Source organism: Pseudomonas sp. 14P_8.1_Bac3 (assembly GCF_025466085.1).
Classification (GTDB): domain Bacteria; phylum Pseudomonadota; class Gammaproteobacteria; order Pseudomonadales; family Pseudomonadaceae; genus Aquipseudomonas.
Genome location: NZ_JANLOD010000073.1, coordinates 1 through 22541, shown reverse-complemented (window position 1 = coordinate 22541; position 22541 = coordinate 1). Strand labels below are relative to the sequence as shown.

General features: G+C 60.3%; 21 protein-coding genes, 4 tRNA genes and 1 pseudogene. 19 read left to right on the top strand and 7 right to left on the bottom strand.

What is annotated here, in order from left to right; genetic code table 11:
* The first annotated feature begins 22 nt into the window (after positions 1 to 22).
* The gene (locus NTD84_RS26505; RefSeq protein WP_262171848.1) at positions 23 to 1207 is read left to right on the top strand and encodes a thiolase family protein; all 1185 of its coding nucleotides are present in this window, start codon (positions 23 to 25) and stop codon (positions 1205 to 1207) included.
* A gap of 110 nt (positions 1208 to 1317) precedes the next feature.
* Here the strand turns inward: NTD84_RS26505 and NTD84_RS26500 are convergent, their stop codons facing one another.
* Entirely contained in the window at positions 1318 to 1512 is a 195-nt protein-coding gene (locus NTD84_RS26500) for a DUF6316 family protein (protein WP_262171845.1), read from the bottom strand.
* A gap of 201 nt (positions 1513 to 1713) precedes the next feature.
* Here NTD84_RS26500 and NTD84_RS26495 point away from each other — a divergent pair, with 201 nt between their 5' ends.
* Complete coding sequence (locus NTD84_RS26495; protein ID WP_262171842.1) at positions 1714 to 2673, top strand: DMT family transporter; 960 nt, start codon at positions 1714 to 1716, stop codon at positions 2671 to 2673.
* A gap of 122 nt (positions 2674 to 2795) precedes the next feature.
* Here NTD84_RS26495 and NTD84_RS26490 read toward each other — a convergent pair whose 3' ends face one another.
* On the bottom strand, positions 2796 to 4190 hold the full coding sequence (locus NTD84_RS26490) for a class II fumarate hydratase (protein ID WP_262171839.1): 1395 nt from the start codon (positions 4188 to 4190) through the stop codon (positions 2796 to 2798).
* 192 nt (positions 4191 to 4382) lie between these two features.
* Between NTD84_RS26490 and NTD84_RS26485 the strand changes: the two genes are divergently transcribed.
* From NTD84_RS26485 to NTD84_RS26455, 7 genes are all read left to right on the top strand, one after another.
* Positions 4383 to 4913 (top strand): DUF2059 domain-containing protein, encoded by a 531-nt coding sequence (locus NTD84_RS26485; RefSeq protein ID WP_262171837.1) that lies wholly within the window; start codon positions 4383 to 4385, stop codon positions 4911 to 4913.
* Positions 4914 to 4925: 12 nt separating this feature from the next.
* Positions 4926 to 5225: a BolA family protein gene (locus NTD84_RS26480; RefSeq protein ID WP_262171834.1), complete on the top strand. Its 300-nt coding sequence runs from the start codon at positions 4926 to 4928 to the stop codon at positions 5223 to 5225.
* A 102-nt stretch (positions 5226 to 5327) separates the two neighbouring features.
* Positions 5328 to 6269, top strand: coding sequence for a rhodanese-related sulfurtransferase (locus NTD84_RS26475; protein WP_262171831.1), 942 nt, complete (start codon positions 5328 to 5330; stop codon positions 6267 to 6269).
* 3 nt (positions 6270 to 6272) lie between these two features.
* Positions 6273 to 6911 (top strand): DsbA family protein, encoded by a 639-nt coding sequence (locus NTD84_RS26470; protein WP_262171828.1) that lies wholly within the window; start codon positions 6273 to 6275, stop codon positions 6909 to 6911.
* On the top strand, positions 6904 to 8721 hold the full coding sequence (locus tag NTD84_RS26465) for an ABC transporter ATP-binding protein (protein WP_262171825.1): 1818 nt from the start codon (positions 6904 to 6906) through the stop codon (positions 8719 to 8721). Before NTD84_RS26470 ends, NTD84_RS26465 begins: the two co-directional genes overlap by 8 nt.
* A 121-nt stretch (positions 8722 to 8842) precedes the next feature.
* On the top strand, positions 8843 to 11302 hold the full coding sequence (locus NTD84_RS26460) for an EAL domain-containing protein (protein ID WP_262171822.1): 2460 nt from the start codon (positions 8843 to 8845) through the stop codon (positions 11300 to 11302).
* A 78-nt stretch (positions 11303 to 11380) separates the two neighbouring features.
* Positions 11381 to 12142: a TenA family transcriptional regulator gene (locus NTD84_RS26455; RefSeq protein WP_410017381.1), complete on the top strand. Its 762-nt coding sequence runs from the start codon at positions 11381 to 11383 to the stop codon at positions 12140 to 12142.
* A gap of 83 nt (positions 12143 to 12225) precedes the next feature.
* Here the strand turns inward: NTD84_RS26455 and sugE are convergent, their stop codons facing one another.
* The 3 genes from sugE to rdgC all read right to left on the bottom strand — a co-directional run bounded on the left by sugE (position 12226) and on the right by rdgC (position 14694).
* Positions 12226 to 12540, bottom strand: a complete 315-nt coding sequence (gene sugE, locus NTD84_RS26450; RefSeq protein WP_262171817.1) for a quaternary ammonium compound efflux SMR transporter SugE — start codon at positions 12538 to 12540, stop codon at positions 12226 to 12228.
* A gap of 118 nt (positions 12541 to 12658) precedes the next feature.
* Entirely contained in the window at positions 12659 to 13624 is a 966-nt protein-coding gene (locus tag NTD84_RS26445) for a bile acid:sodium symporter family protein (protein WP_262171815.1), read from the bottom strand.
* A gap of 149 nt (positions 13625 to 13773) precedes the next feature.
* On the bottom strand, positions 13774 to 14694 hold the full coding sequence (rdgC, locus tag NTD84_RS26440; RefSeq protein WP_262171812.1) for a recombination-associated protein RdgC: 921 nt from the start codon (positions 14692 to 14694) through the stop codon (positions 13774 to 13776).
* A 160-nt stretch (positions 14695 to 14854) separates the two neighbouring features.
* Between rdgC and NTD84_RS26435 the strand changes: the two genes are divergently transcribed.
* From NTD84_RS26435 to NTD84_RS26420, 4 genes are all read left to right on the top strand, one after another.
* Positions 14855 to 14930: transfer RNA gene (locus NTD84_RS26435), tRNA-Val, on the top strand.
* Positions 14931 to 14949: 19 nt separating this feature from the next.
* Positions 14950 to 15026: transfer RNA gene (locus tag NTD84_RS26430), tRNA-Asp, on the top strand.
* Between the two features lie 186 nt (positions 15027 to 15212).
* Positions 15213 to 15288: transfer RNA gene (locus tag NTD84_RS26425), tRNA-Val, on the top strand.
* Between the two features lie 19 nt (positions 15289 to 15307).
* Positions 15308 to 15384, top strand: a tRNA-Asp gene (locus tag NTD84_RS26420).
* 225 nt (positions 15385 to 15609) lie between these two features.
* Here the strand turns inward: NTD84_RS26420 and NTD84_RS26415 are convergent.
* Both NTD84_RS26415 and NTD84_RS26410 read right to left on the bottom strand, forming a co-directional pair.
* Complete coding sequence (locus NTD84_RS26415) at positions 15610 to 16746, bottom strand: catalase family protein (protein WP_262171901.1); 1137 nt, start codon at positions 16744 to 16746, stop codon at positions 15610 to 15612.
* 29 nt (positions 16747 to 16775) lie between these two features.
* Positions 16776 to 18584 carry a cytochrome c gene (locus tag NTD84_RS26410; protein WP_262171810.1) on the bottom strand — a complete coding sequence of 603 codons (1809 nt, stop codon included), beginning with the start codon at positions 18582 to 18584 and terminating at the stop codon, positions 16776 to 16778.
* A 269-nt stretch (positions 18585 to 18853) separates the two neighbouring features.
* On the opposite strand from NTD84_RS26410, the gene NTD84_RS26405 reads away from it, so the two are divergent.
* From NTD84_RS26405 to NTD84_RS26380, 6 genes and pseudogenes are all read left to right on the top strand, one after another.
* Positions 18854 to 19570 (top strand): FKBP-type peptidyl-prolyl cis-trans isomerase, encoded by a 717-nt coding sequence (locus NTD84_RS26405; protein WP_262171808.1) that lies wholly within the window; start codon positions 18854 to 18856, stop codon positions 19568 to 19570.
* A 291-nt stretch (positions 19571 to 19861) separates the two neighbouring features.
* Complete coding sequence (locus NTD84_RS26400) at positions 19862 to 20317, top strand: YkvA family protein (RefSeq protein ID WP_262171806.1); 456 nt, start codon at positions 19862 to 19864, stop codon at positions 20315 to 20317.
* A 112-nt stretch (positions 20318 to 20429) separates the two neighbouring features.
* Positions 20430 to 20771 (top strand): helix-turn-helix domain-containing protein, encoded by a 342-nt coding sequence (locus NTD84_RS26395; protein ID WP_262171803.1) that lies wholly within the window; start codon positions 20430 to 20432, stop codon positions 20769 to 20771.
* Positions 20768 to 21139 carry a hypothetical protein gene (locus tag NTD84_RS26390; protein ID WP_003223109.1) on the top strand — a complete coding sequence of 124 codons (372 nt, stop codon included), beginning with the start codon at positions 20768 to 20770 and terminating at the stop codon, positions 21137 to 21139. Before NTD84_RS26395 ends, NTD84_RS26390 begins: the two co-directional genes overlap by 4 nt.
* The gene (locus tag NTD84_RS26385) at positions 21140 to 21544 is read left to right on the top strand and encodes a sel1 repeat family protein (RefSeq protein WP_262171800.1); all 405 of its coding nucleotides are present in this window, start codon (positions 21140 to 21142) and stop codon (positions 21542 to 21544) included.
* Positions 21545 to 21784: 240 nt separating this feature from the next.
* Positions 21785 to 22541, top strand: a pseudogene (locus NTD84_RS26380) (type IV secretion protein Rhs); the annotation flags it as partial.

The window sequence follows — 22541 nt, the reverse complement described above, 5'->3', positions numbered from 1 at the left end:
GACAACAATAATGAGGTATGCCATGCGTGAAGTGGTGATCGTCGACAGCGTGCGGACCGGCCTGGCCAAGTCCTTCCGCGGCAAGTTCAACCAGACCCGTCCGGACGACATGGCGGCCCATTGCGTCAATGCGCTGCTGACGCGCAACGGCATCGACCCGGCCAGCGTCGAGGATTGCATCGTCGGCGCCGGCTCCAACGAAGGCGCCCAGGGCTACAACATCGGGCGCAACGTCGCGGTGCTGTCGCAGCTGGGCACCGGCACCGCGGGCATGACCCTCAACCGGTTCTGCTCGTCGGGCTTGCAGGCCATTGCGATCGCCGCCAACCAGATCGCCTCCGGGTGCAGCGACATTATTGTGGCCGGTGGCGTCGAGTCCATCAGCCTGACGATGAAAAGCGTCAACACCGACAACCTGATCAACCCGCTGCTCAAAGAGCAGGTGCCAGGCATCTACTTTCCCATGGGCCAGACGGCCGAAATCGTCGCGCGTCGCTACAACGTCAGCCGCGAGGAACAGGACCTGTACGCCCTGCAAAGTCAGCAGCGCACCGCTCAAGCCCAGGCGGCCGGGTTGTTCGACGACGAAATCGTGCCGATGGCGGTGAAGTACCGCGTGGAAGACAAGGCGACCGGGCAAGTGCAGATCCTTGACGGCGTGGTCGACCGCGACGACTGCAATCGCCCGGACACCACCCTGGAAAGCCTGGCGGGGTTGAAACCGGTGTTCGCCGAAGACGGGTCGGTGACGGCGGGCAACTCATCGCAGTTGTCCGACGGTGCGTCGATGACCCTGGTGATGAGCCTGGAAAAAGCCCTGGAACTGGGCTTGAAGCCGAAGGCGTTTTTCCGGGGATTCACCGTCGCCGGTTGCGAGCCGGATGAAATGGGCATCGGCCCGGTGTTCTCGGTGCCGAAGTTGCTCAAGGCTAAGGGCTTGCAGGTGGCCGACATCGACTTGTGGGAGCTCAATGAGGCGTTCGCTTCGCAATGCCTGTACAGCCGCAACCGCTTGGGGATCGACAACGAGAAGTACAACGTCAATGGCGGCTCGATTTCCATTGGCCACCCGTTTGGCATGACGGGGTCGCGTCAGGTCGGGCATCTGGTGCGGGAGTTGCAGCGGCGGAATGTGCGTTACGGCATTGTCACGATGTGTGTGGGGGGCGGGATGGGGGCTACCGGGTTGTTTGAGGCGGTGCGTTAAGCCTCGGGATTTTTGGTGATTGTTACATCGTCTTCGCGAGCAAGCCCGCTCCCACAGGTCAGCACGATTCATTGTGGGAGCGAGCCTGCTCGCGATGGCAGCGCCGCGGTCTAATGCCCGGCACTCAACCGCTGCATCCGCTCGATATACGCTTCAATCTCCTTTACAGCCTTCTCCATGCTGTCAAACGGCCCCTCCAGGGTGTTTTCCCGGGTGCTGAAATACAACTCCCCGTTTACCCGGCACATCCGGTCGCTGCGAAAGTGGGTGGCGGGGGCGTTGTCCTGGGCGCGCATGCCATACATGGCGGGTCTCCTGAAGGTGGCGGGTCCGATGAGCTTATGCAAGAAGCGCTTACGGCGCCTGGCCAACCGATCGACGGCTGATCGCCAATTTCCTGCTGCGACCCGCACAGTTTCATTTGCGTCCGGTCGCCAACTGTCCCTGTGTGCCACGCGCCGCTGCGCCTAGAATGGCCACTCTTGCCATCTGGCCTTGGGGTTCGTATGCACATTTCATCCGGTCGCTGGGTTTACGGTCTGTTCCTGGCCTTGTTGACCGCGCTGTTGTGGGGAATCCTGCCGATCAAACTCAAGCAAGTGCTGCTGGTGATGGACCCGGTGACAGTGACCTGGTTTCGGCTGATGGTGTCCGGCAGTTGCCTGTTCATTTACCTCGCCGCGACCAAGCGCCTGCCAAGCCGTAAGGTGCTCGGGCCGCGTGGTGGCTGGCTGGTGCTGATGGCGGTGCTTGGCCTGGTCGGCAACTACGTGCTGTACCTGATGGGCCTGACCCTGCTCAGCCCCGGCACCGCGCAACTGGTGGTGCAGATGGGGCCGATCATGTTGCTGATCGCCAGTCTGTTTGTGTTCAAGGAGCGGTTCAGCATCGGGCAGGGGATTGGCCTGCTGGTGCTGTTGATCGGCTTCGGGCTGTTCTTCAATCAGCGCCTGGCCGAACTGCTCACCTCGCTGACCGACTACACCGCGGGCGTGCTGATGGTGTTGCTGGCGTCGACGGTGTGGACTTTCTATGCCTTGGGGCAGAAGCAACTGCTGACGGTATGGAATTCTTTGCAGGTGATGATGGTGATCTATTTGTCCTGCGGGTTGTTGCTGACGCCCTGGGTACATCCGCTGGAAGCGCTGCAGCTGAGTCCATTGCAGGGCTGGCTGTTGCTGGCGTGTTGCATGAATACCCTGATTGCCTATGGCGCGTTTGCAGAAGCGCTGGCCCATTGGGAAGCCTCGCGAGTGAGCGCAACCCTGGCGATCACGCCGTTGGTGACGTTTGCCGCGGTGGCCCTGGCGGCCTGGTGGTGGCCGGAGTATGTGCACGCCGAGACAATCAACGGCCTGGGTTATGGCGGTGCGGTGCTGGTGGTGCTCGGTTCGGCGCTGGTGGCACTGGGGCCGTCGTTGATTGCCGGGCTCAGGGCGCGGCGGGTGCGGGTGGCGGCGGGTTAGACCGCATTAGCGTTCATCGCGAGCAAGCTCGCTCCTACAGGTTTTTCGTCGACCACCGGGTCGACACATAACCTGCAGGAGCGAGCTTGCTCGCGATAGCGGACGGTCAGACGCTAAAAACGTCAGCCCTTGGCCCCAGCCTCCAACATATTCTCCGGCCGTACCCACGCATCGAACTGTTCATCCGTCAGATACCCTAGCTGCAACGCCGCCTCCCGCAAGGTCAGCCCTTCGGCATAGGCCTTCTTGGCGATCTCCGCCGATTTGTCGTAGCCGATATGCGGGTTCAGCGCCGTCACCAGCATCAACCCGCGTTCCAGGTGTTCAGCCATTTTCTCGGCATCCGGCTCCAGGCCGGCGATGCAATGTTGCTGGAAGTTGCTGCAGCCATCGCCCAGCAGGCGAATCGATTGCAGCAGGTTATGGATGATTACCGGTTTGAACACGTTCAGTTGCAGATGGCCCTGACTCGCCGCGAAACCGATGGCCACGTCGTTGCCCAGCACCTGGCACGCCAGCATCGACAGGGCTTCGCACTGGGTCGGGTTGACCTTGCCGGGCATGATCGAACTGCCCGGTTCGTTGGCCGGCAGTTTCACTTCGGCGAAACCGGCACGGGGCCCGGAGCCCAGCAAGCGCAGGTCATTGGCGATCTTCATCAGGGTCACGGCCAGGGTTTTCAGTGCGCCGGACAGCGTGGTCAAAGGCTCATGCCCCGCCAGTGCGGCGAACTTGTTGGGCGCGGTGACAAACGGCAGGCCGGACAGCGCGGCCAGCTCGGAAGCAATGGCTTCGCCGAAACCGTGTGGCGAATTCAGTCCGGTGCCGACCGCGGTGCCGCCCTGGGCCAGCTCACACACGGCCGGCAGGGCGCTGCGGATCGCCCGCTCGGCATAATCCAGCTGCGCAATGAACGCCGAGAGTTCCTGGCCGAAGGTGATCGGCGTTGCGTCCATCATGTGCGTACGGCCGGTCTTGACCAGCTTCATGTGGCGCGCCGACAACTCGGCCAGCCCGCCGGACAGTTCGCTGATCGCCGGCAGCAAATGTTGCTGCACCGCCTGCGCGGCCGCGATGTGCATGGCCGTTGGAAAGCAGTCGTTGGAGCTCTGGGAGCGGTTGACGTGGTCGTTGGGGTGCACTGGCGTCTTGCCGCCACGGGGGTTGCCGGCCAGTTCGTTGGCGCGCCCGGCGATCACTTCGTTGACGTTCATGTTGCTCTGGGTGCCGCTGCCGGTCTGCCAGACCACCAGCGGGAACTGGTCGTCGTGGCTGCCGTCGAGCACTTCGTCGGCGGCCTGTTCGATCAGTCGGGCGATGTCCGCGGGCAGGTCGCCGTTGCGGTCGTTGACCCGCGCCGCGGCTTTTTTGATCAGCGCCAGGGCATGCAATACCGCCAGCGGCATGCGCTCATTGCCGATGGCGAAGTTGATCAGCGAGCGTTGCGTCTGAGCGCCCCAGTAGGCTTCATCCGGGACTTCAACCTGGCCAAGGCTGTCGGTTTCGATACGGCTCATCGTGCACACTCCTGTAGGTCTGATTGCGCAGTTTAGGCCGTGATCGCCGGCCGTGGTTCCATCGGTCTGGATATTGACCATTCAACCCCTCTAAATCAGGCCCGACAAGGGTTGGGGTTGAGTGACACACTTTTTTAGGCGCAGAATGGACGCCCTTGGGGTTTTACCTCGCCTGCTAGAAAAGGAAACTCGATGACTCGTCTTCGTGCCATCTGTACCGCGGTTGCACTGGTTTGCGCCAGCGGCCCTGTTTTTGCCGATACCGCCAGCCATAACGCCAGTGCCGAAGCTTTCCTGACCCTGGCGCACGCTGACAAATTGGGCACCCCGGTGTACATGCAAGTGCAGCAAATGTTCGCTCAGCGCTTTGAACAGACCAAAGCCCCCGAGTCGAAGAAAGCCTTGCTGGAAACCTACCAAGCCAAAGCCAACGCAGCGCTGGACGCCGCCATTGGCTGGAACAAGCTCAAGCCTGACATGGTCAAGCTCTACACCACCAACTTCAGCGAATCCGAGCTGAAAGACCTGGTTGCGTTCTATCAGTCGCCACTGGGCAAGAAAGTCCTGGAGAAAATGCCGCAGCTGACCCAGCAATCGGCCCAGATGACCCAAGCCAAACTGGAAAGTGCGGTGCCTGTGGTCAACAAGCTGCTGGCTGACATGACCAACGAGCTGGATCCTAAAGCCAACGCTGCTGCACCTGCCGCAAAGAAAAAGCCTTAAGCGGAGCCCGGTATGACCATGCAACAACGCATCGAATCGACACTGGGCCTGTTACAGCCCGAGCACCTGCAGGTGCTGGATGAAAGCCATATGCACAGTCGTGGGTTGCAGACCCATTACAAGGCGGTGATCGTCAGCCAGCAGTTCGAAGGGCTTAACCGCGTCAAGCGTCACCAGAAGGTCTACGGCACGCTCGGCGAACTGATGGGCGAGTTCCATGCGTTGGCGCTGCATACCTACACGCCTGAGGAATGGGCACAGATCGACGCGGCTCCGGCCTCGCCGACCTGCGCTGGCGGCAGCAAGCATTAACCCTCGGTTTTTTGCTAGAATCCGCAACGCGCCGCTCACCCGGCGCGTTTTTTTTTGAATCCGGTTCACCCCTTACGAGGGTAGCCACCTGGAGAATCACCCATGACACAACAGATTGTCGTGGCGGCACTGTATAAGTTCGTCACCCTGGAAAACTACGTCGACCTGCGTGAGCCGCTGCTGCAGGCCATGGTCGACAACGGCATCAAAGGCACGCTGCTGATCGCCGAGGAAGGCATCAACGGCACCGTCTCCGGCACCCGCGAAGGCATTGACGGGCTGATGGCCTGGCTCAAGAACGACCCGCGCATGGACGACATCGACCACAAAGAGTCGTATTGCGACGAGCAGCCGTTCTATCGCACCAAAGTCAAACTCAAGAAAGAAATCGTCACCTTGGGCGTCGACGGCGTGGACCCGAACAAACAGGTCGGCACCTACGTCGATCCGCAAAACTGGAACGCGCTGATCAGCGATCCAGAGGTGCTGCTGATCGACACCCGCAACGACTACGAAGTCTCGATCGGCACCTTCGAAGGCGCCATCGACCCGGAGACCACCAGTTTTCGCGAATTCCCCGACTACATCAAAGCCCACTTCGACCCGGCCGTGCACAAGAAAGTCGCGATGTTCTGCACCGGCGGCATTCGCTGTGAAAAAGCTTCGAGCTACATGCTCAGCCAGGGCTTCGACGAGGTCTATCATCTCAAGGGCGGCATCCTGAAGTACCTCGAGGAAGTGCCGCAGGAAGAAACCAAGTGGCAGGGCGACTGCTTCGTATTCGACAACCGCGTGACCGTGCGTCATGACCTCAGCGAAGGTGACTACGATCAGTGCCATGCCTGCCGCACACCGGTGAGCGTCGAAGACCGCGCGTCCGAGCACTATGTGGCCGGCATCAGCTGCCCGCATTGCTGGGATACCCTGAGCGAGAAGACCCGTCGCAGCGCCACCGATCGGCAGAAGCAGATCGAACTGGCCAAGGCGCGCAACATGCCTCACCCGATCGGCTACAACTACAAGCAAACACCTTCCGAGGCTTGAATCATGTCTGCTCGCCGCCTGCTCTATGTGATGGACCCGATGTGTTCCTGGTGCTGGGGTTTTGCTCCGGTGGCCACTGCGCTGGTCGAGCAGGCGCAGGCGGCGGGGGTGGATGTGCATCTGGTGGTGGGCGGTTTGCGTACCGGCAGCGGCTCGGCGCTGGAGCCGACCACCCGGCGCTATATCCTTGAGCATTGGCAAGCGGTCACCGAGGCCACGGGCCAACCGTTCAAGACCGAAGGCGCGTTGCCCGAGGGTTTTGTCTACGACACAGAGCCGGCCTGCCGCGCGCTGGTCACCGCGCGCAGCCTGGCGCCGGATTGCGCGTGGAAACTGCTGGGCCTGATCCAGCGTGCGTTTTACGCCGAAGGTCGTGACGTCACCCACGCCAGTGTGCTGGTGGAGCTGGCAGAGCAGGCCGGGGTGCCGCGTATCGAGTTCGCGGCGGCGTACGACCGCGCCGACATGCATGTCGCGACCGCCGCCGATTTCACCTGGGTACAAGATCTGGGCATTGCCGGTTTTCCGACGCTGCTGGCCGAGCGTGACGGGCAACTGGCCTTGCTGACCAATGGCTATCAGCCCCTGAACGTATTGTCTCCGCTGCTCGGCCGCTGGCTGGAGCGTGCTGCCTGTGCATGATCTGCCTGATGATGCACCTGTTCCCAAGCGTGTCGATCGTCTGAGCTGGGCGGAAATCCGTCGCCTGGCACTGCAACACAAGAAAGCCCTGTGGATCGCCAATGGCGTGGCCGTACTGGCGACGTTGTGCAGCGTGCCGATTCCTTTGCTCCTGCCGTTGCTGGTGGACGAAGTGCTGCTCGGCCATGGCGACTCCGCCCTCAAAGTCATGAATCATGCGCTGCCACAAGGCTGGCAGAAAGCGGCGGGCTACATTGGCCTGATGCTGCTGGTGACCCTGTCGCTGCGCTGCGGTGCCCTGTTGTTCAACGTGGTGCAGGCCAAGCTGTTCGCGGCACTGGCCAAAGACATCGTGTACCGCATTCGCATCCGCCTGATCGAGCGGCTCAAGCGCATCTCGCTGGGCGAATACGAAAGCCTGGGCAGCGGCACGGTCACCACGCACCTGGTGACCGACCTCGATACCCTGGACAAATTCGTCGGTGAAACCCTCAGCCGTTTTCTGGTGGCCATGCTGACCCTGGTCGGCACCGCGAGCATCCTGATCTGGATGCACTGGAAGCTGGCGCTGCTGATCATGCTGTTCAACCCGCTGGTGATCTACGCCACGGTGCTGTTGGGCAAGCGGGTCAAGCACCTGAAGAAACTCGAGAACGACAGCACTTCGCGCTTTACCCAGGCGTTGACCGAAACCCTCGATGCCATCCAGGAAGTGCGGGCCGGCAACCGCCAGGGCTTCTTCCTCGGGCGGCTCGGCCAGCGCGCGCGGGAGGTACGCGATTACGCCGTGACGTCGCAGTGGAAAACCGATGCTTCCAACCGGGCCAGCGGCTTGCTGTTCCAGTTCGGCATCGATATTTTTCGCGCCGCCGCCATGCTCACGGTGTTGTTCTCCGACCTGTCCATCGGCCAGATGCTCGCGGTGTTCAGCTACCTGTGGTTCATGATCGGTCCGGTGGAACAACTGCTTAACCTGCAATACGCCTACTACGCCGCCGGTGGCGCGCTGTCGCGGATCAATGAGCTGCTGGCGCGGGCCGATGAGCCGGAGTATCCGGGCGGGGTCGACCCGTTCATTGGTCGCGACACCGTGGGCATCGAAGTTCAGGGGTTGAGTTTCGGCTACGGTGACGAGCTGGTGTTGGACCAGATGAACCTGTCGATCGCTCCCGGTGAAAAAGTCGCGATCGTCGGTGCCAGCGGTGGCGGTAAAAGTACGCTGGTGCAGTTGCTGTTGGGCTTGTACACGCCGTTGGCCGGGACGATTCGCTTTGGCGGTTCGACGCAGCAAGACATCGGCCTGGAAACGGTCCGGGAAAACGTCGCCGTGGTCCTGCAGCACCCGGCGCTGTTCAACGACACCGTTCGCGCCAACCTGACCATGGGCCGCGAACGCAGTGAAGAGGCCTGTTGGCAGGCGCTGGAAATCGCGCAGTTGCACGCAACGATCCGCGAATTGCCCAATGGCCTCGACAGCATCGTCGGTCGTTCCGGGGTGCGCTTGTCCGGCGGCCAACGTCAAAGGCTGGCGATCGCGCGGATGGTCCTGGCCGAACCGAAGGTGGTGATTCTCGACGAAGCCACCTCGGCCCTGGACGCGGCCACCGAATACAATCTTCACCAGGCACTGGCGCGGTTCCTGAGCCAGCGCACCACGCTGATCATTGCTCACCGCCTGTCCGCGGTAAAACAGGCCGATCGGGTACTGGTGTTCGACGGCGGGCAGATTGCCGAGGATGGCGATCATCAGCAACTGATTGCCGAGGGTGGTTTATACGCCAAGCTTTATGGGCATTTGCAGCAGCACTGATTTTTTACATGGCACTTGCTGGCGCCGACAGGTTCTTACTTGCAGGGACTTGGAACGCACCCTAGTCTAGGGTAGCGATTTCGTCCGGACGACGATCAGCAGTGCTTAAGCAAGGGACCTCATGAATCAAACGCGGACTCTCGGAACGCCACGGTTGTTGGGCATCGTATGGCCCTTCATTGCCGTTGTGTTGTTTCAGGCGATGCTGGGCGGCGTTAGCCTGTACGTGCTGTCGGCGGTGCGCGGCTATGTGGCCGGCGAAAGCCTTTGGTCCAAGGGCCAGAAAGACGCCATCTATTACCTCAATCTCTACGCGGACAGCCGCGACGAAGTCATCTTTCGCAAATACCAGAATGCCATCGCCGTACCCCAGGGCGGGCATGAATTGCGCGTGGCGCTGGACCGGCAACCGCCGAACATCGAGGCGGCACGACTGGCAATCCTCAAGGGTGGCAATCACCCGGACGACGTATCCAGCCTGATCTGGTTGTATCTGAATTTCCGTCACTTCACTTACCTGGAAAAAGCCATCGACCTCTGGACCGTGGGTGACGGGTATCTGGTCAAGCTCGATGACGTTGCCCGGGAGATGCACCAGCACATCGCTACCAGCCGGGCTTCCAATGCGGATGTTCAGCGCTGGAAGGCACAGATTTTCGCGATCAACGATGAGGTCACACCCGCAGCGAAGGCCTTCAGCGATGCACTGGGTGAGGGGTCGCGGGTCATTCTCCGGCTGCTGCTGGTGACCAACCTCGCCACCGCCCTGGGCCTGATTGCCCTGGCGTTGATGCGCACGCACAAACTGCTTAAACAACGCCACGCGTTCGCTGATGCCCTGCAACTGGAAAAGGACCGGGCGCAGATCACCCTGCAATCGATCGGCGATGGAGTCATCACCACCGACGTGACAGGCGCCATTGCCTACATGAACCCGGCGGCCGAGGCGTTGACCCACTGGAAAGCCGAACAAGCGGCCGGTTTGCCTTTGGCAGCGCTGTTCAATCTGCTGGACGAAAACGCCCAGACGGAAGGGTTTACCCTGATCGAACATATCCTGAGCGGCCAACTCACCGGTGGCAGCGAGCATTCCAAACTGATTCAACGCCTGGACGGCAGCACGGTCTCGGTCACGCTTGTGGGTGCGCCGATCCGCAACGCCGGCAAGGTCAGCGGCACCGTGCTGGTCCTGCACGACATGACCCAGGAGCGGCAATACATCGCCAATCTGTCCTGGCAGGCGACCCACGACGCCCTCACCGGTCTCGCCAATCGCCGCGAATTCGAATACCGCCTGGAACAGGTGCTGCATAACCTGACGCGGCAGCCGGGGCGCCATGCGCTGATGTTCCTCGACCTGGATCAGTTCAAGCTGGTCAATGACACCTGTGGCCACGCCGCGGGGGACGAGTTGCTCAGGCATATTTGCGCGTTGCTGCAATCGGGTCTGCGCGAGGGCGACACCCTGGCACGGCTTGGCGGCGACGAGTTCGGCATCCTGCTGGAGAACTGTTCCCCGGAAGCCGCGGAAAAAATCGCCGAAGGCCTGCGCCAGACCGTACAGAACCTGCACTTCGTCTGGAAAGGCCGGCCATTCGTCACCACCGTGAGCATCGGCCTGGTGCACGTCACCCAACAGCCGACCACCCTCGAAACGTCGCTGCGTGCTGCCGACATGGCGTGCTACATGGCCAAGGAAAAAGGTCGAAACCGGGTTCAGGTCTATCACGCCGACGATTCGGAGCTGTCCCTGCGGTTCGGCGAGATGGCCTGGGTGCAGCGTTTGCACATGGCGCTGGAAGAAGACCGTTTCTGCCTGTACGCCCAGGAGATCGCGGCCCTGGGTCATGTCGAGAAGGGCGGCGGGCATATCGAAATCCTGCTGCGCCTGCATGACGAAGCCGGGCGCATGATTCTGCCCGACAGTTTTATTCCCGCCGCGGAACGTTACGGTTTGATGACGTCCCTCGATCGTTGGGTCGTGGAGAACGTATTCAAAATCATTGCCCAATGCATCACCGAGAAACGCAAAGGGCCGCTGGCCATGTGTGCGATTAATCTGTCAGGCACGACCATCGGCGATGAGGCATTCCTCGACTTCCTCCGCGAACAGTTCGTAACATATTCGATACCGCCTGAAATGATTTGTTTTGAAATCACTGAAACCAGCGCAATTTCAAATTTGGGCAGCGCAATCAGATTTATTAATGAGCTCAAAGGCTTAGGCTGCCATTTTTCGCTGGACGACTTTTGCGCCGGAATGTCCTCATTCGCGTACTTGAAACATTTGCCTGTAGACTTCTTGAAGATCGACGGGAGTTTCGTAAAGGATATGCTGGACGACCCAATTAACCGCGCCATGGTCGAGGTGATCAATCACATCGGCCATGTCATGGGTAAGCGTACGATTGCAGAGTTTGTTGAAACGCCTCAGATCGAGCAGGCATTGCTGGAGATTGGGGTGGATTACGCTCAAGGGTATGTTATTGAGCGCCCGCATCTGTTTACCTGTGATAGCTTGCAAAGTCGTCCTGCCAGGCCTCAACCCTTGCTGTTCAAGGCGCCTGGCACGTTCCGTTGAAATCTCTTGCTGATCCTTACAATCACAATCAAAAGGAACCCGACAGTGATCGACTCATTCAACCGAACCGGACCCCTCATGGAAGCTGCGAGTTACCCCGCCTGGGCTCAGAAACTGATCCAGGACTGCAGCGAGAGTAAACGCCGGGTAGTCGAACATGAACTGTACAGGCGCATGCGAGATAACAAGCTCAGCGCCAGGACCATGCGTCAGTACCTCATTGGTGGCTGGCCGGTGGTCGAACAGTTCGCGTTGTATATGGCACAGAACCTGACCAAGACCCGTTTTGCCCGCCATCCCGGCGAGGACATGGCGCGGCGCTGGTTGATGCGCAACATTCGTGTGGAGCTGAACCACGCCGATTACTGGGTGCACTGGAGTCGCGCACACGGTGTCAGCCTGGAAGATCTGCAGGCGCAACAGGTGCCCCCTGAACTTCATGCGTTGAGCCACTGGTGCTGGCACACCAGTTCGGCGGATTCGCTGATCGTCGCCATCGCCGCCACCAACTACGCCATTGAAGGCGCGACCGGGGAATGGTCCGCGGTGGTCTGCTCCACGGGGGTCTACGCGGCCGCGTTCCCCGAGGAAGATCGCAAGCGCGCCATGAAGTGGCTGAAGATGCACGCCCAGTACGACGACGCCCACCCGTGGGAAGCGTTGGAAATCATCTGCACGCTGGCCGGGATGAACCCGAGCAAGGCTCTGCAGACAGAGTTGCGCCAGGCGGTGTGCAAAAGCTACGACTACATGTTCCTGTTCCTGGAACGCTGCATGCAACTTGAACATGCGGAGAAGACCCTGGTAGCCCGCGAGCGGATGGCGCTGGCTGAAAGCTGATTGGCTGCTGTACACCATCCATGAAAAAGCCCGCCCCTCTCGCTGAAACGCTAGAGGGGCGGGCTTTTTTGTTGCGGCTTCGGTCAGGTGCTGATTTTCAGCCCGATCAGGCCGACGATGATCAGCGCGACGCTGGCGAGCCTGAACAGCGCCATGGATTCACCAAACAGGATGATCCCGGCGATCACCGTGCCGACGGCGCCCACGCCTGTCCAGATCGCATAGGCGGTGCCGAGTGGCAACTCCTTCATGGCCAGGCCCAGCAGACCCAGGCTGATGGCCATGGCGGCAACGGTCAGAGCGGTGGGGAGAGGGCGACTGAAACCATCGGTGTACTTCAGTCCGACAGCCCAACCCACTTCAAACAGACCGGCGAAAAACAGAATGATCCAGGACATGGAAGACCTCCATCGATTGACGGGGTCGTCCCCAGAATAATGACTCGATCGAGCCGCGAGGTCGTCCTCGCGTTGCGCAATAGAGTGCCCATCATCAAGCCGGGGATCAAGTTGGAGGTCAGTCAGCCGCCTGTTGCGCCGCCGCTTCCCGATCGGCCTTTTCGCTCATCCGCCGGAAATACGTCGATAGCAGTGCCCCGGAAATGTTGTGCCAGACGCTGAACAATGCGCTGGGCACCGCGGCCAGTGGCGAGAAATGCGCGCTGGCCAGCGCAGCACCCAGCCCGGAATTCTGCATGCCGACTTCCAGCGCCAGGGATTTGCGCTGGGCCAGCGGCAACTTGAACAGGCGGCCGGTGAAGTAGCCCAGCAGGTAGCCGAAGCTGTTGTGCAGCATCACCACGGCCATGATCAGCAGGCCGGATTCGGCGATTTTCGCCTGGCTGGCGGCAACGACCGCCGTGACGATGATCACGATGCTGACCACCGACACCAGCGGCAACACATCTACCGCGTGGCGCACCCGGTCACCGAGCAGGCGCTGGGCGACCACGCCAAGGATGATCGGCAACAGCACCACTTGCAGGATCGACCAGAACAGCTCCATGAACGATACCGGCAGCCAGGCTGAGGCCAGCAACCAGATCAGCGCCGGGGTCAGCAGCGGAGCGAGGAGGGTGGTGACGGCGGCGATGGCCACCGATAACGCCAGATCCCCGCGCGCTAGCCAGGTCATCACGTTCGAGGAAGTGCCGCTTGGGCAGCAGCCGACCAGAATCACGCCAACGGCAATCTCCGGCGGCAAGTGGAACGCCTGGCAGAGCAACCACGCCACGCCGGGCATGATCACGAAATGTGCAACAACGCCGAGGGCCACACGCCACGGATGGCGCGCCACTTCGGCGAAGTCCTCAAGTTTGAGGGTCAGGCCCATGCCGAACATCACCAGCCCCAGCAGCGGGACGATGGCGCCTTTGAGGCCGATGAACCACGCCGGTTGCAGAAAGGCCACGACGGCGAAAATCAGGACCCAGTAAGCGAAGGTGTTGCCGACGAAGCGGCTTAATGCTGCCAGTGCGCGCATGGTCTGATCCTTATTATTCGTTTTTGGTTACACCGCAAATCCCTTGTGGGAGCGGGCTTGCTCGCGAAAGCGGAGCGTCAGTCAATACATGTGTCGACTGGCACTCCGCTTTCGCGAGCAAGCCCGCTCCCACTGAAGATCAACTGCGTTTAGATCCCCTGCGGCATCTCTTCCCCACCCAACGCTTCAACCAGCGCCGGCAGGTAATCACCGAAGGTCAGCATCATCAGGGTAAAGCTCGCGTCCAACTGGCCGAGGGCTTCTTCGCCACCGTCCTGTTCCGCCTGGTCTTGCAACAGGTCTTCGAACTTCAGGCGCTTGACCACCATTTTGTCGTCGAGGACGAAAGACAGTTTGTCCTGCCACGCCAGCGACAGCTGAGTGACCACTTTGCCGGTGCTCAGGTGCAGCTGGATTTCTTCGCTGGTCAGGTCCTGACGCTTGCAGCGCACGATGCCGCCGTCTTCGTGGGTGTCGCGCAGTTCGCACTCGTCCAGGACGAAGAAATCGTCCGCGGCCTTCTGAGTAGTGACCCACTCGGTCATGGTGGCAGTCGGGGACATTTTCACGGTCAGCGGACGTACCGGCAGGGTGCCGATGACTTCACGCAAGGTGGAGAGCAGGTCTTCGGCACGCTTCGGGCTGGCCGAGTTGACCAGGATCAGCCCCTGTTTCGGAGCGATTGCAGCGAAGGTCGACGAACGACGGATAAAGGCGCGAGGCAGGAAGGCCTGGACGATCTCATCCTTGATCTGGTCGCGTTCCTTTTTGTAGACCTTGCGCATTTGTTCGGCTTCGATCTCTTCGACCTTTTCCTTCACCGCGTCACGCACGACGCTGCCCGGCAGAATGCGCTCTTCCTTGCGGGCGGAAATCAGCAGGAAGTCGCCGCTGACATGCACCAGAGGCGCATCGTCGCCTTTGCCGAATGGCGCGACGAAACCGTAGGTGGTCAACTCCTGGCTTGCACAGGGACGCGCCAGTTTGGTGGCCAGTGCAGTTTCCAACGCCTCGGCATCAAAAGGCAGATCTTGGGTCAGGCGATAGATAAGCAGGTTTTTGAACCACATGGGGCGAGTCTCTCCTTTATACAAAGTGGGGCATTATTCTCTTCGTGGCGCCATAGGCCAACCCTTCTCTAAGCCTTTGGAAGGCCTGAAAAAATTATTTAAAAAAGTGCTTGCCAGAGGGGAGGTCGCTCCGTAGAATGCGCGCCACACCGAAAGTGAAGGGTGATTAGCTCAGCTGGGAGAGCGTCTGCCTTACAAGCAGAATGTCGGCGGTTCGATCCCGTCATCACCCACCATTCGCTTCCAGTGTTACGCGCAGCGGTAGTTCAGTCGGTTAGAATACCGGCCTGTCACGCCGGGGGTCGCGGGTTCGAGTCCCGTCCGCTGCGCCATATTCGGTCACCTGGAACGCTGAACGCCAGGTCACCACGGAAAAGCCCGCTAACGCGGGCTTTTTTCTGCCTGAAGTTCTTGCAGGTGTATCGTTTCACTGGTTTTCAGATTTTTTGAATTATTTTTCAATTAAATCAACATGTTATGAAAATCTGTGGCACAATGCGCCCCGCAACGAAGGTAAAGGGTGATTAGCTCAGCTGGGAGAGCGTCTGCCTTACAAGCAGAATGTCGGCGGTTCGATCCCGTCATCACCCACCACTTGCTTTCAACGCTACGCGCAGCGGTAGTTCAGTCGGTTAGAATACCGGCCTGTCACGCCGGGGGTCGCGGGTTCGAGTCCCGTCCGCTGCGCCATATTCGGTCACCTGGAACACTGAACGCCAGGTCATCACGGAAAAAGCCCGCTCATTGAGCGGGCTTTTTGCTGTCTGGGGTTTAACACGCAGATGGCGCCATCTCCTGTGGGGGCGAGCCTGCTCGCGATGGGCTGCCAGACAGCACGGGCATTCAGGCTGCCCCGTTCGAATCCATCGCGAGCAGGTTCGCTCCCACAGTGGTTTCGCGGTACCTGAGGCGCGATTACTGCCTGGCGTTCTGGCTGTGTCGATAATCGCTGACCGCTTCGTACACGGCCTTGCGTAACCGATTGATCCCGCCAATCGGTCGATGCGCCTCCAGGCCGAACCACGGGTTGAACGACAGGTTGTCGCATTGCAGATTCAGCGCCGGGGTGTCGAAATCCTGAGGGGGCAGGGTGATCCGGGCCACGGTTTCGAAGGGGGCATCCTGCTCGCGCCATTCGATGCTGGTGTCTTCGATCGGCATGAACCTGTTCGCATCCTGACGCTGGATCTGCAGGGCAAAACACGCCGGCACCCGGTCCGTGGACAGCTGCTGGGTCAGGGCGCTGCGCAGGAAGTTCGGCAGGTCGTGGTTCTGTCGGGGCAGGGTGTAGGCCGGGCAGTTGTCCGGATCAGGCATCACTCTGAACTTGGCGTTGGTTTCGCCGAATTTGTACGGTGACACCGAAAAATAAGTGGTCTGCGTCGGGCTGTCCGGCGGCGGCGACAGTGTCGCGAGGGCGATGAACAGATGTCGGACCTGCCAGCTCCGGGGATCCCAGCCCGGAAAAAACGCCATGACCTTTTTTCCATCCGCCTGCGCCGCGACATTCTGACGGTACTCGGCGACGTTGCTGACGAAAAAGTTCGGATGGCTGAACATCACGAAGTCCTGCTCGTGCTGCCCTTCGCGGTCGCCGAGCAACTGTTTGCCCGGCACATCGAGCAGTTTGATCGCCATACCGCGGGCATCACGCATGCTGTCGAACTGCGGATACGCGTTGCCGTTGGACAGGCGCAGGGTGGCCTGCCAGCGTTTGCCCGGTTCACTGAAGACACCTTGGCGCAAGTCCTGCGCGAGTTCCGGCAACACCTGCACTTCGGCCTTCACGCAGCCATGGGCCTTGGCGTGGGCATCGCGCAGGTAGCGGGTGCTTTCGCGGTGCTGATCGACAATGCGCACCGCGGTCTGGATCACGTCTTGGGTCATGGCGGCTTCGCCGTCCGGGATCTGCTCCAGCGCCGAGACCGGGCCGCGGTGTTGCCAGGCAAACCACGCCGTGGCCAGCGCCCAGCCGAGCAGGCCGATACCCAGCAGAATCAGCAGGGTCTTGCCGAGCAGGCGACCCAGCCACAGCCAGAACCGGGCCAGCATCGGTAAATCCTTTTTGAAGGTGGTCATGATCATGGCAGTTGTTTCTCCAGCGGGCCGCCCAGCACTTTCAGGTATTCCAGCAACGCCCAGCGCTCCTCGGGTTGCAGCAGCCGGCCGATGACCCCGTTGCCGCGCTCACCGGCACGGAATTCATGGCCACTGTTGTGGTTGCCGGTAATGCGTGTATCGAACAGGAAACCGTTACTGAAGGCTTCGGTGCGGTAGCCCAGGTGCCGCGGGTCGTATTCGAACGTGCCTTTGTAGAAGGTGGTCGCGCGTTCATCCTGAGGCGAAAGCAACTGAAAGATGCTCGGCACCGAGCCGTTGTGCAGGAAGGGCGCCGTTGCCCATACGCCCGCCAGCGGCCGGGCTTTATAGGCGACTTTTTCCCGTACGCCGATCGGCAGGCCGAAGCCATCCATCTGCGGTTTCTCCGCCGTGGTCACCTTGGCCTCACGGTAAGCGCGGTTCTCGACGAATGCGGTGACGTAGGCCAGACCCTTGGCCACCGACAGCTGGCTCAGATCCAGCGGTTCAGTGGGTTCCGGGTGCAGCTTCACCTCCATTTGCTTCAACTCCGCCGGGTCCCATTGCAGGGCGGTCAAATCGAAACGGTGGTTGGCGATGTTGTTCGCTGCCGTCGGGTCGGTGCCGATGACGTCTACGGGCAGCATGTGCAGATGCTGAACCCAGCGCTCGCCTTCCTGGGTGACGCGCGGCACATGGCAACCGGCGCAGTTTTCGGCGAACAGCGCGCGACCCTTGGCTGCCAGCGGTTTATCGACAGCGCCCAACAGATCTTCTGGCCAGGCCGGGGGTTTGAGTCGCTGCAGGGTCTCCTCGATGAGATGCAGATCGCGCACCCGGACGCTTGAGGGGTAGCGATCTTCTCCCCTGAGTGGCTGCCCGTTGCTGTCGAAGAAGTTAAGCGTGGCCCCCACACCCAGAGCTTCGCCGATATTGCGCGCCATCGGCTGCTGCGCCGAGCCGTTCCACTGCACCCAGTCGAAGGTCCACATGTCCCACAGTTGCGGATAGTCGACCGGCGCGTTGGCGACCCGGTAGTTGGCCGGTGAAATGGCGTCGCCGAAACTGGCGTTGGCGATACGCCCGAACGCATCCGTACGGCCAGGGCCTTCCTCGGTCGGGTAGAGCCCGCGGTGAGTGTCAATCCAGGCGACTTTCAGGAAGGTATCGAGGGATGCCTTGAAGTTTTTGCGCAGTTGTTCATTTCGGGCGTCGTAGTCCTGGCCCAGCACGTTGCGGGCGAAGCGTTCGAATTTCCAGGGGTTGTAGTAAGTCGACGCGAGACTGGCGACCAGTGCCTGTCCGAAACTGCCACCGCGCAATGTAGGAACACTGGACGGCAAGACATGCTGCGCCGAACCACCATCGATACGGATCGCCTGGCCGTTGAAGCGCAACTCGCCGGTGTGGCAGGCGGCGCAGGTGATGTCCAGGAACTGGTCCGGGCTGCCGGGGTTTTGATGCCGGGCGAAACCTACCGGCAGGTTGCCCGGATTGTCTGGCGTGGCTTTCTGACCCGGATCGACCAGGAAACCGAAGCGCGCCAGGTATTCCGGAGCGGCAAATCGCTGCTGCGAAAAAGGCAGCTCGAGCGCATTGAACCAGTCGTAGCGCAAGCCTTTGACTTGCGTGCCCTGGGGCGTGAAGTAGTAGGTCTGGCGGTCAGCCGAGCTCCATTGTTCCAGGTAATGCACCTGTTTTGCAGGAGTCCACGGCGGCAGCTTCGGATTGGCGACGTAGTACAGAACCACTGCCAGGGCCACGCCCAGCAGCGCAATGATCAGAACCAGCAAGCGATAAAAGAGGCGCAAGATAAACATCCTTGTCGATTTGTCGCTCTCTTATGCCTGAGCCGCAAACGTGCGGCAAGTGGCCATTACGCCAGAGTGTGTGGGATGGGTCAGCTGTGTCCGTGGGGCGAAGATGACAGAAGCTTCATCAGCCGATTCCGGAAATGCGTTACAACACCTGAACTTATCGGAGGTTTCCTGCTCTCATGCCGGTAGCCATTGGTCGTGGCCGCCTGATAAGCTCGCGGCTTTACTCGATTGCCCTTTAGGCGCATGAACAAGGAAATAGCATGAAACAGCATCGGTTGGCGGCGGCGGTGGCCCTGGTTAGCCTGGTACTTGCGGGTTGTGACTCGCAGACCAGCGTAGAGCTGAAAACCCCGGCGCAAAAAGCTTCCTACGGGATTGGCCTGAACATGGGCAAGAGCCTCGCCCAAGAAGGCATGGATGACCTGGACTCCAAAGCCGTAGCCCAAGGCATCGAAGATGCCGTCGGCAAGAAAGAACAGAAGCTGAAAGACGAAGAACTGGTCGAAGCCTTCGCCGCACTGCAAAAGCGTGCTGAAGAACGCATGGCCAAAATGAGTGAAGAGTCGGCAGCCGCTGGCAAGAAATTCCTCGAAGACAATGCCAAGAAAGCCGGTGTCACCACCACTGCTTCTGGCCTGCAGTATGAAGTAGTCAAGAAAGCCGACGGCCCACAGCCCAAGCCGACTGACGTAGTGACTGTTCACTACACCGGTAAGCTGACCAACGGTACCGTGTTCGACAGCTCCGTCGAGCGCGGCAGCCCGATCGATCTGCCGGTCAGCGGTGTGATCCCGGGTTGGGTCGAAGGCCTGCAATTGATGCATGTTGGCGAGAAGTACAAACTGTACATCCCTAGCGAACTGGCTTACGGCGCACAAAGCCCAAGCCCGGCGATTCCAGCCAACTCGGTGCTGGTATTCGACCTGGAACTGCTGGCCATCAAGGATCCAGCCAAGCAAGACGACGCCGCGAAGTAATCAGCGTCCGGTCTGCCAACAACGCCTCGCTTATGCGGGGCGTTGTTGCATCTGGGGTTCAGTGCGGGTAAACAAAGCGAACGGATGTTGCAGGATGCAGTCATAGCATTGAAGACGCCTCGCTAGCCGCGCATGAGCGCCAAGTCAATGAAATCTTGGGTTTTTTTATGTGAGTAAAAAACGCCCGATCTGAGTCTGGCCCTTATGAAACGGGGCTTTCAGCTGTGAAATGCGGCTCTGTTCACAAGGTTATCCACAATTTGTGTGGATAACATTTCAGCGGGAGGAATGATGAAAGCACCTTGGAATTTCGCTCGTTTCCTGCCGCTGGCTGGACGCCTGCTTGCCCGCGGCCGTTTGCCGACCCTGCTGTTTGCAGTGGCCAGCAAAGGTGCCAGCCAGGGAGCCCGTCTGGGCAAGATGAAAGACGATCTGCGTTTGTTGCAGGCATTGTGCCTGGCGTACTGGCGTGGCGAATACCGGGCCATCAGCCCGAAAGCGCTAGTCTCGGTGGTGGCCGGCCTGATGTATTTCCTGAGCCCCGTGGATGCGATTCCAGACTTCATCCCGGTATTCGGCATGCTCGATGACATTGCCGTGCTCGCCTGGCTGATGAAAGTCCTCGATGACGAGCTCAACGCATTCCGCGCCTGGCGCAAACGCCAATTGCCGGAGAAGCTGGCGGTGGTCGAGCGGCTGCCCGATACCCCGGAACAACTTCAACTTCAGGGGCCGAAAAAAACCTGAGCCATTCAGGATCCTCCCTATATTCATACCCCCGCGACCTTGGCCGCTGTTAGGATTACACTTCTAGGGAAAAGCGCCGACTCGCTAAGTGTCGTTGTCCTACGGGGAAGTCATGGATATTCAGATAATCACACGCGAAGGCGAGCCCGAATATGCGGTTCTGCCGTGGGCTCAGTATCAGGCTCTACTGAAAGCAGCAGGTATCGATCCATCACCCCCGCGAGAGGCCACAGTGCGTCACGCGGCAGCGCCAGGCCAGATTCTTCCAGGCCTGGATCAACTACGCAGTTTGCGCGAAGGAAAGGGCATCGCCATTGAGGCGCTCGCCCGCACGGTAGGCATCAGCCCGTCTTATCTGGCCTTGATCGAAAGTGGCGAGCGTCAACCCGACGCTGCGATTCGCCGCAGCCTGGCCTGGGAATTGACGGTGCCAGGATGGAGGGATGAATCGTGAGCGTACGCATCAGTCGTCAACATTGGGACGGGTTGCTGGGCGAGCTGGATCAGGCACGCCGCCAGCGACATTTGCTGACCTACCGTGCGTTGCTGGAGCGACTGCAACTGCCGACGCCGGCCATGCAAACCTTGACCGCCGCGCTTGAGCATTTGGCCGCGCTGGACGCCAAAGCCGAACAGCCGTTGCGCAGTTCGCTGGTGATCAGCCAGGGCGCCAGTCGCCTGCCACGCACCGGCTTCTTCGAATGTGTCGAGCGTCTGGGGCGATTTTCCGGACCATCCGACGGTGTCGCCGCCGCATCCTGGCATGCCTCGGAAGTGGTGCGCGTGTTCGAGTACGAATACCCCGAATCGGCCGAGGCCTGAATGTTTTTGCGGCTCAAGGCGCGGGCCGGCTACTGGCTGGCCCGTCGGCTGTTTCATTGGTCGTGGTTTGTGCGCCAGCCCCGTGGCTGGCATTGGCTTGAAGGCCAGTTCGCGCGCATGGCCAATCTGGGGGACATCGACGCTCAAAGCTTCTATGGCCACATCCTGACCTTTCGCGGCGTTGGCCTCGGGGCTCGTGAGGAAGGTGTCCGGTTGCTGCGCCTGGCGGCTCTGGCAGGCGATGGCAAAGCAGCGTATCAGGTGGGGGTGATCAGTCTGGCGGGAACGCCGAGTAAGGCGCCGGATCCGGCTGAAGCGGCTCGGTTTTGGGCGATCGCTGCGAAGGCGGGGCATCCGTTGGCTGAGATCAAGCTGAAAGAGCTGTCCACTGACGGCCCCGCCTGATACCTCCGCGATCGTCCCATCAACCAACGTGGCGTGTGGGAAACCTGACGCCACGTTTGCATTTCTGCCGGTCCGCGGTTCGGCGATCGGTGTTTAGAGACATGCCCTACAGTCATATCCTACTTTCCTGACTCCATTCTCGATTAATCCCCAGCAGAGTTTCGCGCACCCTTTTTTGCGCGAGAGCTTGCTCATGATCGACCCGATTTTTCAGCTCACTTCGCGCCTTGCGGTGCGTTGATGGACTCCATCGAACGCATCGAGCAGCAGCTCGACGGTTTCCAAGACACGCTGCGTTTATATCGAGAGCAACTTCAGGGCTTTTTGAACCGCAGCACCAACACGGTCAGCCACGCGCTGGACATGCCCTCGCTGATGGGCATGGAGCGGCAGATCAAACTGGGTGATATCACCACGTCGGTGAGCAGTGACGATGACACCTTTTTCTCCAGTGTTGCGCAGTGTCCGAAGAGCGGAATTCTGCAGATCGAGAGCAAGTTCGAGTCGGTCCATGACATTCCCCTGGGAAATATTCAGGTTGATGTGATCGCTGTTGATGGAGGCGAAAAGACCCGCGTCTTGCTCGATCAACACGGTAAAGGCCAGTTCAAGGGCACGCCGGGCAAGTTTTATCGCCTTCATGTGCAGAGTGAGGTGACCCCGGAGCAGGTGAGTGCGCTCTTCGCTTCCTACGACGATCTGACCGAACAACTTCAAGCCTGGCTGCGCAGCGAGTGGCAAGGGTTCAAACCGCAGTGGTCGCAGTCGGCGTTCGCCGCGACGGGCAACGGCCTGCTTGCGGGAACCTGGACGGCGATCAGCGGCGTGTGGGGCCGGATCGAGCTGCTCTCGGACATCCTGCAAGACCCCGGACAATTTGCTGATCGCCTGGGCAGTGCTGCCGCGCAGCTGACCCAGCTCGCAACGACCGCGCCGCAGGCCATGGAAAAAGTCCAGCTGCTGGCCAGCGATGAAGCGGTACTGTGTTTGTTGATGC

What these genes read in the sequence shown, in the direction of transcription:
- NTD84_RS26505 (WP_262171848.1), top strand. Translation starts at nt 23, where the DNA reads ATGCGTGAAGTGGTGATCGTCGACAGCGTGCGGACCGGCCTGGCCAAG.
- NTD84_RS26500 (WP_262171845.1), bottom strand. Translation starts at nt 1,512, where the DNA reads ATGTATGGCATGCGCGCCCAGGACAACGCCCCCGCCACCCACTTTCGC.
- NTD84_RS26495 (WP_262171842.1), top strand. Translation starts at nt 1,714, where the DNA reads ATGCACATTTCATCCGGTCGCTGGGTTTACGGTCTGTTCCTGGCCTTG.
- NTD84_RS26490 (WP_262171839.1), bottom strand. Translation starts at nt 4,190, where the DNA reads ATGAGCCGTATCGAAACCGACAGCCTTGGCCAGGTTGAAGTCCCGGAT.
- NTD84_RS26485 (WP_262171837.1), top strand. Translation starts at nt 4,383, where the DNA reads ATGACTCGTCTTCGTGCCATCTGTACCGCGGTTGCACTGGTTTGCGCC.
- NTD84_RS26480 (WP_262171834.1), top strand. Translation starts at nt 4,926, where the DNA reads ATGACCATGCAACAACGCATCGAATCGACACTGGGCCTGTTACAGCCC.
- NTD84_RS26475 (WP_262171831.1), top strand. Translation starts at nt 5,328, where the DNA reads ATGACACAACAGATTGTCGTGGCGGCACTGTATAAGTTCGTCACCCTG.
- NTD84_RS26470 (WP_262171828.1), top strand. Translation starts at nt 6,273, where the DNA reads ATGTCTGCTCGCCGCCTGCTCTATGTGATGGACCCGATGTGTTCCTGG.
- NTD84_RS26460 (WP_262171822.1), top strand. Translation starts at nt 8,843, where the DNA reads ATGAATCAAACGCGGACTCTCGGAACGCCACGGTTGTTGGGCATCGTA.
- NTD84_RS26455 (WP_410017381.1), top strand. Translation starts at nt 11,381, where the DNA reads ATGGAAGCTGCGAGTTACCCCGCCTGGGCTCAGAAACTGATCCAGGAC.
- sugE (WP_262171817.1), bottom strand. Translation starts at nt 12,540, where the DNA reads ATGTCCTGGATCATTCTGTTTTTCGCCGGTCTGTTTGAAGTGGGTTGG.
- NTD84_RS26445 (WP_262171815.1), bottom strand. Translation starts at nt 13,624, where the DNA reads ATGCGCGCACTGGCAGCATTAAGCCGCTTCGTCGGCAACACCTTCGCT.
- rdgC (WP_262171812.1), bottom strand. Translation starts at nt 14,694, where the DNA reads ATGTGGTTCAAAAACCTGCTTATCTATCGCCTGACCCAAGATCTGCCT.
- NTD84_RS26415 (WP_262171901.1), bottom strand. Translation starts at nt 16,746, where the DNA reads ATGCTGGCCCGGTTCTGGCTGTGGCTGGGTCGCCTGCTCGGCAAGACC.
- NTD84_RS26405 (WP_262171808.1), top strand. Translation starts at nt 18,854, where the DNA reads ATGAAACAGCATCGGTTGGCGGCGGCGGTGGCCCTGGTTAGCCTGGTA.
- NTD84_RS26400 (WP_262171806.1), top strand. Translation starts at nt 19,862, where the DNA reads ATGAAAGCACCTTGGAATTTCGCTCGTTTCCTGCCGCTGGCTGGACGC.
- NTD84_RS26395 (WP_262171803.1), top strand. Translation starts at nt 20,430, where the DNA reads ATGGATATTCAGATAATCACACGCGAAGGCGAGCCCGAATATGCGGTT.
- NTD84_RS26385 (WP_262171800.1), top strand. Translation starts at nt 21,140, where the DNA reads ATGTTTTTGCGGCTCAAGGCGCGGGCCGGCTACTGGCTGGCCCGTCGG.